This is a genomic window from Vibrio sp. F13 (assembly GCF_020806305.2).
Taxonomy (GTDB): Bacteria; Pseudomonadota; Gammaproteobacteria; order Enterobacterales; family Vibrionaceae; genus Vibrio; species Vibrio crassostreae_C.
On sequence record NZ_CP170175.1, the window covers coordinates 1,282,323 to 1,294,465 of the forward strand.

The following is a 12,143-nucleotide window of genomic DNA, read 5'->3' on the forward strand; positions in this document are numbered from 1 at the left end:
CCAATTTGAAAAGTCGGCAAGTCAGAAATATCGCCCTTATGATGATCTAAAACAGTTTTAATGAGAGATTGATTAGGTTAACATGCGCGACTTTGTAGCCATCGCTTAACATTTCACCATGAATATGGTGTATGTTGTTTTAAGGTTATTATTTATTAGGTTGGATGACCATGCCAGTAAATACAATTATGGGGTTATTTGCAAAGTCCCCAATTAAACCTTTGCAGCGTCACGTAGTATGCGTGAACGAATGTTGTTCTCACCTAGTTAATTTCTTTGAAGTTTCTTCAAAAGGTGACTGGGAAAAAGCATCAGAAATTCGAGCTCAAATTTCTCACCTTGAGAAAGAAGCTGACGTACTAAAACGTGAAATTCGCCTTAAACTTCCTCGTGGTTTGTTTATGCCAGTTGATCGCACCGATATGTTGGAGCTATTAACGCAACAAGACAAACTCGCAAACCTAGCGAAAGACATTGCTGGCCGTGTATATGGTCGTCAACTTGTCATTCCTGCTCCTATGCAAGAAAACTTCATCGCTTACGTTAAACGTTGTCTAGATGCAGCGAACCAAGCACAAAACGTAATCAATGAATTAGACGAATTACTTGAGACTGGCTTTAAGGGCCGTGAAGTAACACTCGTTGCTGAAATGATTCATCAATTAGATGTAATTGAAGATGACACGGATGCGATGCAGATCGAACTACGCCAACAACTAATGGCAATTGAAGGCGATCTGAATCCAGTTGATATCATGTTCTTATACAAAATTCTTGAATGGGTTGGTGGTATTGCAGATCAAGCACAGCGTGTAGGCGCTCGTCTTGAAGTAATGCTTTCTCGATCTTAAATCATACGTTAACCATATAACGAAGAGCATTTTTTGAACAAACCACTTATGCGCTGAGTATTCCTCTCGCTGAGCGGTTTTTTGCGTCTAAATTTGTTCCGCTTGTTATCAAACAACTAGGTATTACGATGGATATCCTTGCTAACTACGGCACTGTCCTGATTATTGTTGCAGCAGCTTTCGGTTTCTTGATGGCTATTGGTATTGGTGCAAATGACGTTGCGAACGCAATGGGCACCTCAGTAGGCTCTAAAGCTTTAACCGTTAAACAAGCGATCATTATCGCAATGATCTTTGAATTCGCAGGTGCTTACCTTGCGGGCGGCGAAGTAACAGACACGATCCGTAAAGGTGTTATCGAAACGTCTCTATTCGCTCATCAACCAGATGTACTTGTGTACGGCATGATGTCAGCACTTCTTGCTGCGGGTACATGGCTACTTCTCGCTTCTTACATGGGCTGGCCGGTTTCTACGACTCACTCAATCATCGGTGCAATCATCGGCTTCGCTTGTGTGTCTGTAGGTACTGAAGCGGTAGACTGGAACAGCGTTCAAGGCATTGTGGGCAGTTGGATTATCACACCGGTTATTTCCGGTTTCTTCGCTTACGTCATATTTGTAAGTGCTCAACGACTGATTTTTGATACAGAGAACCCGCTATTTAACGCGAAACGCTTTGTACCGGTATACATGTTCATTACAACAATGGTAATTGCACTTGTAACCATCAAGAAAGGCCTTAAGCACGTTGGTCTTCACCTAAGCAACACTGAAGCATGGGTTTGGGCTGCTGGCGTTTCTGCGCTTGTAATGATCGGCGGTTACCTATACATCCAGAAGAAATTCGCTAACCGCGAAGAAGACCACGGCTTTGCAGGTGTTGAAGGCATCTTCTCTGTACTCATGGTTATCACAGCTTGTGCGATGGCATTTGCACACGGTTCAAACGACGTTGCGAACGCGATTGGTCCACTGTCTGCTGTTGTATCAACCGTTGAGCACATGGGTGAAATCACAGGTAAGAGTACTATCGCATGGTGGATTCTTCCTCTAGGTGGATTCGGTATCGTTGTTGGTCTTGCAACAATGGGTCATAAAGTAATGGCAACCGTTGGTACTGGTATTACAGAACTAACACCAAGCCGTGGCTTTGCTGCACAACTTGCAACTGCATGTACGGTTGTACTAGCTTCAGGTACTGGCCTTCCAATCTCTACTACACAAACACTCGTTGGTGCTGTTTTAGGTGTTGGTTTTGCTCGTGGTATCGCAGCACTAAACTTAGGCGTTGTACGTAATATCGTGGCTTCTTGGATTGTGACACTACCTGCAGGTGCTCTACTTGCTGTTGTGTTCTTCTACGGAATTCAAGCTGCGTTTACTATGTAATCGCGACTGCGTTAGTGAATACTAGCGTCAGAACAGTGTGAGCTTCAGTAACGATATGTAAATGCCATGTCATTATTGACTCAAACGCACAGAAAGGGAGGCTTTGCCTCCCTTCTTTGTTGCACCGCATAAAGAAACTAAATATTATTTGCTGATTGAGGCTGACTCATACGCCTACCCAATTTGAATCGTTAAGGGATTTACTGTGAAAAAACTGATTAGCTTAGTTTTGTTCGCAATGCTTGCGGCTCCAGCTGCCTTTGCACAAGACCGTTATATTGCTGACAAACTATTTACTTATATGCATTCTGGCCCAAACAACACATTCCGTATCATCGGTAGTGTTGATGCTGGTGAAAAGATTACATTCCTACAAACTAACAAGAGTACGGGTTACACCCAAATTCAAGACAACCGTGGCCGTAAAGGTTGGGTTGAAAGCAAGTTTGTAAGCACTCAAGAAAGCATGGCACTGCGTATGCCTAAGCTAGAGAAAGAGCTGACGGAAGTTAAAGGCAAGCTAGCGAATGCTCGTCAGAGTGCTGACAGCGAAAAAGCTGGCCTAGCAAGCTCTCTAGATTCTCGTAACAAGCAGATTGCTGAACTAGAACAGAACTACAGTGAAATTAGCCAACAGCTAACGAGTTCTCAAACAGAGAACCGTGAACTGCGCGCTAAGCTAGACACTCAAAAAGACGACCTACTATTGAAGTACTTCATGTACGGTGGTGGTGTTGCGGGTATTGGTCTACTTCTAGGCCTTGTTCTGCCACACATCATGCCTCGTCGCAGAAAATCACCAAACGGTTGGGCGTAGACTTAACGCTTGTATCAGGTACAGTAAATTCAGTATCGAATATCAAAAAGGAGCACCGAGGTGCTCCTTTTTATTTGTCTGTTATCTAAATACGTATAGAAATCGCTAACCTTTCCACTCGTACAGAGCCGGGATTTCTATCTTCTGTTGATTGAACTCTATGATCACTGATTGTGGCTTAATCTCCAGCAATTGAATGTCTTGTCCAATCCAATCTCCTTGCGCCACTTCTTGACCGTTCACTTTTACCCAACGCTTGGTTTCGCTGCTCGAGTACATATGGGTTTGTAGGTCTAACTTAGGAAGGACGCCTGATAAGCTATTGGTGTGCGTTTCCAGCTCAATGACCTGAGAACCCCTTTGCCCTGAGGGTCTAGAATCCATCGGCTCAGGAGCGCTTTGTTGCTCCCCCATAATGGATTCAAGCTTCAATGCCAAATCAGGTGGCAACTCACTGAGGTCTAGCCCTTGCAGCAGATCACTGTCCGATTGTAAGTCACTATTTGATTGCTGATCAGTGCTTGATTGCAGAGCAGTCGTTTCATCACTCGCGCCTGGCTGAACGGATGACGATTCAGAACTGGCTGTCATTTGAGTGTTGTTATCAGCATTAGCGAAGATCACTGCTGAGCCACCAGCGGTGTTTGCACGATTAGCGCCAGAATCAATCTGTGCATACATCTCTTGGCGTGGCAATGCTTTCAACGGTTGGCTCGCCGGTGCAGGGCGAACGGTGAACAAGGCATCTTCTTCCTCAGACACGGCATCCATGCTTGCTATATCAGCATCCGCAATTTCAGGCTCAATGTCTGATTCAGTTTTAAATTCTGGCAGAGCGACATTGGCAGCTTGGTTCACGGCTTCTTGTTGTTGGATATACGATTGATAAGCCAAGACGCCACCCACCAACAAAGAAGGAACCAAGATTAAGAGTAGCCCCATCGCTAACGATGAACCTCGCTTGTTGCTCATCCCTTTTGCAGAATTAGGAACATGATGATTCTGGTAGCCTTTGAAGCTTGGTTTGCTAAGAGAGTGCTGATTAATAGAAGATGGCTTGTGAGACGGCTGTTTAAGTTCGTGCATAATACGTGACATTAGCTTTCGCCCCCTTCTAGTGACATCAGCTTAGGCGAATCGAGTTGAGCTAATCTCTGCAATCTTGCTAAGGTGCGCTTACCTGCAATGCCATCAACAGACATACCTTGCCACGTTTGAAATGCTTCGATTTTCATTTTTAACTCATAATCAAATACATCACTACCGGAAACAACCTCTCCTAATACTTCAGAAAGCAGTAGATCAAGCAAAGCAACCGCTTCACCTTGATAGCCCTCTTTAAGGGTCTCTCGCAGCGGCTGCTTCCAAATAGCGACGTAATCGCCTTGCCAGATTTGCTCTAAGGATTGCTTCGGCATCACCAACAGCTTTTCATTAACCAGCAACTCGACAGAATCCTTAGACACGCCATACAGCACAGCAAACACTGGTTTTTGGTCTATGTCGAGATTAAGTACCACAGGAACACCAAGTTCTAACAAGGTATCCAAACTGGCCTGCTGCTGCTCACACACAAAAACACTTTGTGGCTCACTTAAGCACAATCCATCACGCAGTGAAGATTGATATCCCCACAGCGTATACAAGTCTTTGATAGCGAGAGAACGATTGGTCCCCTGCATCAAATGTTGTTGAATGTGTTGTGGCAATTCAAACTTGGCAGGTTTTGGCTCAGCAACCAACTTAGGAACATCTGATACCAAAGAACGCTGAGTACGTGCTAACACTTCCGTCTTTGCTTCATTTGATGCATCCGTAGGCAACCAAGCATTGATATAGCTTGGAGCGAAGTTAAAGGTCGCTATTGCAAGACCAACGCTTAACGTCGCAATCCCTGCGTATTGGAATAACTTAGGCGCGACACGAGAAGTTAGAGCTTTCTCGACGTGATACACATCGGCCTGAAAGGACATAACCTGCTGACACGCTCGGTTAACCGTTTCATTGCTCGGTAGCTGCTCACCGTCATGAAAAGCCAACTGCAGTGCTTTATCACACACCAAGTTAATGAGCCTTGGAATACCATGCGTATATTGAGCAATCAGCTTGATAGAACGGTTCGAAAACAACATCTGCTCGCCACCCGCCGTCTCCAAACGAAACGCGATGTACTTGCCCGTTTCTTCGGTATTAAGAGGCAGTAAGTGATAACGACCAGTAATGCGCTGTGCTAGCTGACGTAGCTGCGTGGTTTGTAAGTGCTGTTGTAATTCCGGCTGGCCGACCAACAGTACTTTTAACAGCTTACGATTGTCGGTTTCCAAGTTTGTTAGAAGGCGTAACTGCTCCAACACATCGGCAGCGAGGTGTTGGGCTTCATCGATCACCAATAGGGTTTGAATGCCTTCGGCATGGCTATCAAGTAGAAAATAATGAATAGCCTGACTGAGCTGTTTCAACGATGCTTGTTCTGGGTACTCGACCTCAAACTCATCGCAGATAGCTTCTAGTAAATCCGTATTTGAAAACGTAGGGTTAAGTATAAGGCCAGCCTGAGTATGACTATCCAATGAAGACAACATCGCCTTAGCGACCGTTGTTTTCCCTGTACCAACCTCACCAGTAAGCATCGCAAAGCCCCCACCCTCGCCTAAACCGGCTTGTAGGTTCTGCATCGCTTCTTGATGGCGCTGACTCAAAAACAAGTAGCGAGAATTTGGTACAATCGAAAATGGCATCTCAACGAAGCCAAAATATTCCTTATACATGTGCTGCCCTATAATTACGATTAATGGAAAGTACCATTGCTTGCAGTAAAGTCCAGCAGTGATAAAACATTTCGAGGTGATAAGTTGCAAATTTACGATAGCCTACCAAAAGACAACGGGCTACAACGCTATCTAGTCGGTGGAGCAGTGCGCGATAAGCTGCTCAATATTGATAGTTATGATAGAGATTGGGTCGTGGTAGGGAGTACCCCTCAAGAGATGGAAAACCTTGGCTTTACTGCTGTGGGAAAAGATTTCCCGGTATTCTTGCACCCAAAAACCAAAGAAGAGCACGCACTGGCTCGCACTGAGAGAAAATCAGGCTCTGGTTACACAGGCTTCGAATGTTACTTCGCGCCAGACGTGAGTTTGGAAGAAGACCTGATGCGTCGAGATCTGACCATCAACGCTATAGCTCAAGATGATAAAGGCCAACTTCACGATCCTTATCATGGCCAGAAAGATCTCTCGGATCGTATCTTAAGACACGTTTCAGACGCTTTTGTTGAAGACCCTCTTCGTGTACTGCGTGTGGCTCGCTTCGCCGCCAAGCTTCACCATCTTAACTTCACGGTTGCACCTGAAACCATGGATATGATGAGTGAGATCGTCCAATCTGGTGAACTGGCACACCTTACTGCAGAGCGAGTTTGGCAAGAGTGGCATAAGTCTCTTAGTACACCGCACCCTGAAGTGTTCCTCTCTGTATTGAAAGAGTGTGGTGCATTGGCAGTCGTATTACCTGAGATTGACGCTCTATTTGGCGTCCCTCAACCTGAAAAATGGCACCCTGAAATCGACACGGGTATTCACACTCTGATGGTTGCTCAGCAAGCCGCACTATTAAGCCCATCGCTACCGGTACGCTTTGCAGCTCAAGTGCATGACTTAGGTAAAGGCGTCACACCACAAGCTGAATGGCCAAGCCATAAAATGCATTGCCATACAGGCTTAAAAATCATTAAGAAGCTGTGTGAAAGAGTCAGAGTGCCCAATGAATTCAGAGATCTTGCGTTGTTAGTGTGCGAGCAGCATTCTAATATCCACCGCGCAGGCGAGCTCAAGCCAACTACCTTTCTCAAGGTTCTGAACAAGTTTGATGTTTGGCGTAAACCAGACAGGCTCAACGATATACTACTTTGCTGCCAGGCCGACCACGCAGGCCGAAAAGGATTAGAAGATCAGCCTTATCCTCAAAAAGCGCGCTTTGAAGTCGCCTACCAAGCGGCGCTTCAAGTTGAAGTAAAAGCGATCATTGCAGATGGCTTTAAAGGTAAAGATATTCGAGAAGAGCAAGAGAAGCGCAGAGCGGTGGCTATTGAAAGCGCGTTATCAGAACTCACTGATAGTTAGTCTTCACTCCGTTAGTAAGCACGCATTAAAAAACCCGCAACTCAAGCGGGTTTTTCCGTTTCAATCTGTAGGACGAAACATTTGTCTTCGTAGGTCGAGCGCTACTGCATCATCAAGAAAGCAAATAGACCACAACCTAGAATCAGTCGGTAGATAACGAACGGTGTCATGCCCATACGAGAGATAAGCTTCAAGAAGAAGTGAATACAGATGTAAGCACTGATGAAAGACACCGCAACACCCGTTAGCAAAGTGCCAACATGGATTGGATCACCGCTTGTCACCAACTTAAGACCTAAATAACCACCAGCCAGAGTGATGATTGGGATAGACATCAAGAAAGAGAATCGAGCCGCCGCTTCACGTGTGAAACCAAGGTAAAGCGCCGCGGTAATGGTTGCGCCAGAACGAGACGTGCCCGGAATGATCGCCATTGCTTGAGCAAGACCAATAAACAGCGCCTTTTTCCAACCCGCTTGGTATTCGTCATCGCGCAGGCTTGAGTTCTTGTCCACCCACCATAACAATAGACCAAAGATAATCGTTGTCGTCGCGATCACCCACGCACTGCGTAAGTAAAGCTCAACAATATCTTTCATCAACAAGCCAAAGATACACGCAGGAATCGTCGCGAGAATGATCATCCACGCTAACTTCGCTTCTTTACTACGATCGCCTTTAAACACTGAACCAAAGAATGCGCTCAACAGAGAGACCACTTCTTTACGGAAATAGATAACAACAGCTGCCAAAGTACCAACGTGGACAGCAACATCAAAAGCCAAACCTTGATCTTCCCAGCCTAAAACAGCTGAAGGAAGGATTAGGTGTGCAGAACTGGAAATAGGTAAAAACTCTGTAAAGCCTTGCACCAACGCCAATATAAACGCTTCAAAATAACTCATTACTTACCTTAAAAATTATAGTTTTATATCTACGACAGAGAGCGAGTCTAATTGCTGCATCTTCTGCCATATTTCACTGACGGTTCTTCCATCTTGCGGGATCACTCGCGCAGGACAAAGATCATAAAGCGGCTGTGTTACAAAAGGATATTTGTAGATATCACTGCGTGGTAATTCTGGTTCACACTCAGAAACCTCCTCTCCAAACAGCACAATATCAAGATCGAGTTTTCGATCTTGTAGTTTGTGCGCATCTTGAGAGCGACCCCATTTAAACTCAATTTTACGCAGCTGCTGTGAAAATTCAGTCAATGAGAGTGACGTGTCGAGCTCTATCACAAAGTTATAAAACGGATGGCTATTAAAACCGACGGGCTCACAGTGATAGATTTTAGAGCATTTAAGGTTAGTCCCTAACGATTGAAGCTCTGTCCATGCCACCCTTGCATGCTTGTCGCGGTCTATGTTCGTGCCAACACCAACATAGGCTACTGTCATGCTTGACCTCGTTCGATGATCACACCAACGGCTTTTGCTTGTGGCACTGCGCCAGGTTTAGCCAATCGGATTTTAATCCACGGCACAGAGAACTGAGTCATAATAAGCTCTGCGACTTCTTCAGCAACACGTTCTACGAGTAGAAAACGGCCATTTGCAATGTGCTCAAGTACTGCAGTGCTCACTTTCGAATAATCCAAAGCATCAACCACATCATCACTCTTGCCTGCTGGGCGGTTGTCATGAGCCATTTCAATATCAAACACCAGTTTCTGTTTGATCTCTTGCTCCCAATCGTAAACACCGATCGTTGTAATTACTTCTAGCTGCTCAATGAAAACTTTATCCAGTGCCATGACTTGTCCTTTTAGAGGTCGGATACCCAAATTGGGGAAAAAAACGTATTATTTGCGTAATTCGAGATATGATATCAATTACTCTTGGATTGAGCATTATTTTCCCATCGTTAGGCGTATAACCGTTAAAGGACAGACATGACCCCATTGGCACTTATCATGATCATTGCTGCCTACTTACTAGGTTCAATCTCTAGTGCGGTCTTGATATGCCGAGTTTTGAGGCTCCCAGATCCTCGAACAGTAGGTTCTAACAACCCAGGAGCAACCAATGTCCTGCGTGTTGGCGGTAAAGGCGCAGCAGCTGCCGTCCTTTTGTGTGACATGCTGAAAGGCACTATCCCTGTCTGGCTTGGCTACTACCTCAAGATCGACCCAATCATTCTTGGGGTTGTGGCAATTGCGGCGTGTCTTGGCCATATGTATCCGATCTTCTTCCACTTCAAAGGTGGTAAAGGCGTGGCAACCGCACTTGGCGCTATCGCCCCAATAGGATTCGATCTAACCGGAATGATCATGGCGACTTGGTTAGTGGTCGCGTTTTTGTTTCGTTACTCTTCTTTAGCGGCACTGGTTACTGTGCTACTTGCCCCTTTCTACGCTTGGTTAGTCAAACCTCAATACACATTGCCAGTAGCCATGCTGTGCTGTTTGATCGTGTTACGTCACCACCAGAATATCCGCCGCCTACTCGATGGCAGCGAACCAAAACTCGGACAAAAAAAATCGGCTTAAACTGTCACGTCTAAGCCGAACCATAATATTCAGTATTTAAAGCTTATAGCAGATGTTTATCTAAAAACGTCTTCAGCATTGTGTTCACAAACTCTGGTTGCTCTAACGAGCTAATATGACCTGCGCCAGGAATCACCACTAATTCACTGCCCGTAATGCAATCGTGCATTAGGTATGACTCAAGTACCGGACGTGGTTTATCTTCTTGTCCTACAGCAATCAAAACAGGCAAAGCAAAGTTCTCTACCGATTCAATCATATCGCGACGTCCAAACACCATTCGACCAATTCGTGCCACTTCTTCAGCGTTGTCGCCCTCAAGAGCTGATAACTGCTGAGTAAAACCTTCAACTAAAGCTGGCGTGTTGGTTTGAGCATCATTAGCAAAGAACAGTGGAACAACCGCTTCAACAATTGGTTGAGGAACCATCTTAGTTTGAGTGATGGTGTCTAACATGTGGAAGTATTTAGCGTGCGCAACTTCTGGCTCTAAACCCACAAAGGTATCCATTAATACCAATGACTGAATTCGCGCAGGTGCTAATTCGGCAAGCTCCGTTCCCCACATACCGCCAACCGATAAGCCAACCACTGAGAATTCTTCGATCTCTAAATGATCAAGCAGAGCCAAAACGTGCTGAGCGTAATCTTTCAAGTTACGCATCGAAGTGGGTGCTGCTTGAGATTCACCATGAGACCAAAGCTCTGGAACAATACAGCGATACTGAGTTTTTAACGCTTCGATCTGCGGCTTCCACATTGCACTATCCCAAAGATAACTGTGGCCGAGTACAACAACAGGGCCTTGACCTTCATCTAGGTACGCCATCGATTGATTGTCTACTGTGAACTTGTTCATTTTCTTCCCTAATCTCTATCAGCAATTATTTATCGACATACAGTCGGTAAGCTAGGATATAAAAACGGCCGCACAAGGCGACCGTTTATCGAAACACTATGGTTTATTACGCAATTGGCTCTAGCTGGTCAATTGGCCAACGCGGTGTGGCATGAACAGACAAATCAGCCGTTTCGCCATTCTTCAAGCGCTGCATGCCCGCATAAGCGATCATCGCACCGTTATCTGTACAGAACTCAGTGCGTGGGTAGTACACCTCACCACCGATTTTCTTAGCAAGAGCTTCAAGCTCAACACGCAGTTGCTTGTTAGCACTTACACCGCCAGCAATCACTATACGTTTCATGCCTGTTTCTACCAAGGCGCGCTTACACTTGATTACTAAGGTTGCACAAACAGCTTCTTGGAACGCATAAGCAATATCAGCACGAGTCTGGTTATCATTATCGTTATCACGAATGGTATTCGCTGCGAACGTCTTCAGACCAGAAAAGCTCATATCTAGACCTGGACGATCGGTCATTGGACGCGGGAACTTAAAACGACCCGGAGTGCCTTTTTCTGCCAAGCGAGATAGCAGTGGACCACCAGGGTAATCTAAGCCCATCAGCTTCGCGGTTTTATCAAACGCTTCACCCGCTGCATCATCAATCGATTCACCAAGAATTCGGTATTCACCAATGCCTTTCACTTCTACCATCATAGTATGGCCGCCAGAAACCAGCAGAGCCACAAATGGGAATGGAGGTGGATTGTCTTCTAACATTGGCGCAAGAAGGTGGCCTTCCATATGATGGACAGGCACAGCAGGCACGCCCCACGCATAAGCAATACTGCGACCAATCGTTGCACCTACAAGCAAAGCGCCCACTAAACCTGGACCAGCCGTGTAAGCCACACCATCAATGTCTTTCGACGTTAGGTTCGCTTCAGCTAATGCCGCTTTAATAAGAGGAATTGTTTTTTTCACGTGGTCACGCGAAGCTAGCTCAGGCACCACACCACCGTAATCGGCGTGCAGCTTTACTTGGCTATATAATTGATGAGAAAGCAGCCCTTGCTCATCATCATAAATCGCGATTCCTGTTTCATCACAAGAGGTTTCAATACCAATAATGCGCATAATTTTCTCGGCACGCTTTCGTCTAAAATGGGAAATTAGCGCAATATTACCCTGCCTAAGCTCTTCAAACAAATATTGTACAGACTATAATCGACAAAGTGCTTTACAAAGCCACTGTGATCGGATTAAAATTCCGCACCATTTTTGATCAAGCTGGTTAATGGCCAAACGCGAATAGAGAGTTAGCTCGATGGGTAACTTCTCTGATTTGGTACTGAGTGGCCAGCGATAATGAATAACCCCTGAGGTGAAAGGCATATGCCAATAGTTAAAGTACGTGAAAACGAACCGTTCGACGTTGCACTACGTCGTTTCAAGCGCTCTTGTGAAAAAGCAGGTATCCTTTCTGAAGTTCGCCGTCGCGAGCATTACGAAAAGCCAACTACAGTTCGCAAACGCGCTAAAGCAGCAGCTCAAAAGCGTCACGCTAAGAAGCTAGCTCGCGAAAACGCACGTCGCGTTCGCCTGTACTAATAACTTAATCCAT

The 12,143-nt window shown here is 45.5% G+C and carries 13 protein-coding genes; 6 read left to right on the plus strand and 7 right to left on the minus strand.

Features of this window, described 5'->3' with window-relative positions:
- Nucleotides 1–170: 170 nt before the first annotated feature.
- From LMH68_RS05785 to LMH68_RS05795, 3 genes are all read left to right on the plus strand, one after another.
- Entirely contained in the window at nucleotides 171–851 is a 681-nt protein-coding gene (locus tag LMH68_RS05785; protein ID WP_010434644.1) for a TIGR00153 family protein, read from the plus strand.
- 128 nt (nucleotides 852–979) lie between these two features.
- Nucleotides 980–2,242 (plus strand): inorganic phosphate transporter, encoded by a 1,263-nt coding sequence (locus LMH68_RS05790; RefSeq protein ID WP_017062916.1) that lies wholly within the window; start codon nucleotides 980–982, stop codon nucleotides 2,240–2,242.
- A gap of 205 nt (nucleotides 2,243–2,447) precedes the next feature.
- Nucleotides 2,448–3,059, plus strand: coding sequence for a TIGR04211 family SH3 domain-containing protein (locus LMH68_RS05795; RefSeq protein ID WP_017062917.1), 612 nt, complete (start codon nucleotides 2,448–2,450; stop codon nucleotides 3,057–3,059).
- A 105-nt stretch (nucleotides 3,060–3,164) separates the two neighbouring features.
- On the opposite strand, the gene LMH68_RS05800 is transcribed toward LMH68_RS05795, so the two are convergent.
- Nucleotides 3,165–4,157 carry a general secretion pathway protein GspB gene (locus LMH68_RS05800; protein WP_017061416.1) on the minus strand — a complete coding sequence of 331 codons (993 nt, stop codon included), beginning with the start codon at nucleotides 4,155–4,157 and terminating at the stop codon, nucleotides 3,165–3,167.
- Nucleotides 4,157–5,827: an ExeA family protein gene (locus tag LMH68_RS05805; protein WP_229647471.1), complete on the minus strand. Its 1,671-nt coding sequence runs from the start codon at nucleotides 5,825–5,827 to the stop codon at nucleotides 4,157–4,159. Before LMH68_RS05805 ends, LMH68_RS05800 begins: the two co-directional genes overlap by 1 nt.
- Before the next feature lie 36 nt (nucleotides 5,828–5,863).
- Here LMH68_RS05805 and LMH68_RS05810 point away from each other — a divergent pair, with 36 nt between their 5' ends.
- Nucleotides 5,864–7,180 (plus strand): multifunctional CCA addition/repair protein, encoded by a 1,317-nt coding sequence (locus tag LMH68_RS05810; protein WP_229647472.1) that lies wholly within the window; start codon nucleotides 5,864–5,866, stop codon nucleotides 7,178–7,180.
- A 101-nt stretch (nucleotides 7,181–7,281) separates the two neighbouring features.
- Here the strand turns inward: LMH68_RS05810 and LMH68_RS05815 are convergent, their stop codons facing one another.
- Genes LMH68_RS05815 through folB form a run of 3 tightly spaced genes read right to left on the minus strand, consistent with a single transcriptional unit; the run spans nucleotide 7,282 to nucleotide 8,939 of the window.
- The gene (locus LMH68_RS05815; RefSeq protein WP_010434624.1) at nucleotides 7,282–8,085 is read right to left on the minus strand and encodes an undecaprenyl-diphosphate phosphatase; all 804 of its coding nucleotides are present in this window, start codon (nucleotides 8,083–8,085) and stop codon (nucleotides 7,282–7,284) included.
- Nucleotides 8,086–8,100: 15 nt separating this feature from the next.
- Entirely contained in the window at nucleotides 8,101–8,583 is a 483-nt protein-coding gene (folK, locus tag LMH68_RS05820) for a 2-amino-4-hydroxy-6-hydroxymethyldihydropteridine diphosphokinase (RefSeq protein WP_017062921.1), read from the minus strand.
- A complete protein-coding gene (gene folB / locus LMH68_RS05825; RefSeq protein ID WP_229647473.1) occupies nucleotides 8,580–8,939 on the minus strand; it encodes a bifunctional dihydroneopterin aldolase/7,8-dihydroneopterin epimerase in 360 nt (119 codons plus the stop codon). Before folB ends, folK begins: the two co-directional genes overlap by 4 nt.
- A 138-nt stretch (nucleotides 8,940–9,077) precedes the next feature.
- Here folB and plsY point away from each other — a divergent pair, with 138 nt between their 5' ends.
- The gene (plsY, locus tag LMH68_RS05830; RefSeq protein WP_009847793.1) at nucleotides 9,078–9,674 is read left to right on the plus strand and encodes a glycerol-3-phosphate 1-O-acyltransferase PlsY; all 597 of its coding nucleotides are present in this window, start codon (nucleotides 9,078–9,080) and stop codon (nucleotides 9,672–9,674) included.
- A gap of 43 nt (nucleotides 9,675–9,717) precedes the next feature.
- Here plsY and LMH68_RS05835 read toward each other — a convergent pair whose 3' ends face one another.
- The gene (locus LMH68_RS05835; RefSeq protein ID WP_229647474.1) at nucleotides 9,718–10,533 is read right to left on the minus strand and encodes an alpha/beta fold hydrolase; all 816 of its coding nucleotides are present in this window, start codon (nucleotides 10,531–10,533) and stop codon (nucleotides 9,718–9,720) included.
- 106 nt (nucleotides 10,534–10,639) lie between these two features.
- Nucleotides 10,640–11,656: a tRNA (adenosine(37)-N6)-threonylcarbamoyltransferase complex transferase subunit TsaD gene (tsaD, locus tag LMH68_RS05840; protein WP_229647475.1), complete on the minus strand. Its 1,017-nt coding sequence runs from the start codon at nucleotides 11,654–11,656 to the stop codon at nucleotides 10,640–10,642.
- Between the two features lie 258 nt (nucleotides 11,657–11,914).
- Here tsaD and rpsU point away from each other — a divergent pair, with 258 nt between their 5' ends.
- On the plus strand, nucleotides 11,915–12,130 hold the full coding sequence (gene rpsU / locus LMH68_RS05845) for a 30S ribosomal protein S21 (RefSeq protein ID WP_004396009.1): 216 nt from the start codon (nucleotides 11,915–11,917) through the stop codon (nucleotides 12,128–12,130).
- Nucleotides 12,131–12,143 lie beyond the last annotated feature (13 nt).

Coding starts and splice junctions, on each gene's coding strand:
- LMH68_RS05800 (WP_017061416.1), bottom strand. CDS start 4,157: ATGTCACGTATTATGCACGAACTTAAACAGCCGTCTCACAAGCCATCT.
- plsY (WP_009847793.1), top strand. CDS start 9,078: ATGACCCCATTGGCACTTATCATGATCATTGCTGCCTACTTACTAGGT.
- tsaD (WP_229647475.1), bottom strand. CDS start 11,656: ATGCGCATTATTGGTATTGAAACCTCTTGTGATGAAACAGGAATCGCG.
- LMH68_RS05785 (WP_010434644.1), top strand. CDS start 171: ATGCCAGTAAATACAATTATGGGGTTATTTGCAAAGTCCCCAATTAAA.
- LMH68_RS05790 (WP_017062916.1), top strand. CDS start 980: ATGGATATCCTTGCTAACTACGGCACTGTCCTGATTATTGTTGCAGCA.
- LMH68_RS05815 (WP_010434624.1), bottom strand. CDS start 8,085: ATGAGTTATTTTGAAGCGTTTATATTGGCGTTGGTGCAAGGCTTTACA.
- folB (WP_229647473.1), bottom strand. CDS start 8,939: ATGGCACTGGATAAAGTTTTCATTGAGCAGCTAGAAGTAATTACAACG.
- LMH68_RS05835 (WP_229647474.1), bottom strand. CDS start 10,533: ATGAACAAGTTCACAGTAGACAATCAATCGATGGCGTACCTAGATGAA.
- rpsU (WP_004396009.1), top strand. CDS start 11,915: ATGCCAATAGTTAAAGTACGTGAAAACGAACCGTTCGACGTTGCACTA.
- folK (WP_017062921.1), bottom strand. CDS start 8,583: ATGACAGTAGCCTATGTTGGTGTTGGCACGAACATAGACCGCGACAAG.
- LMH68_RS05805 (WP_229647471.1), bottom strand. CDS start 5,827: ATGTATAAGGAATATTTTGGCTTCGTTGAGATGCCATTTTCGATTGTA.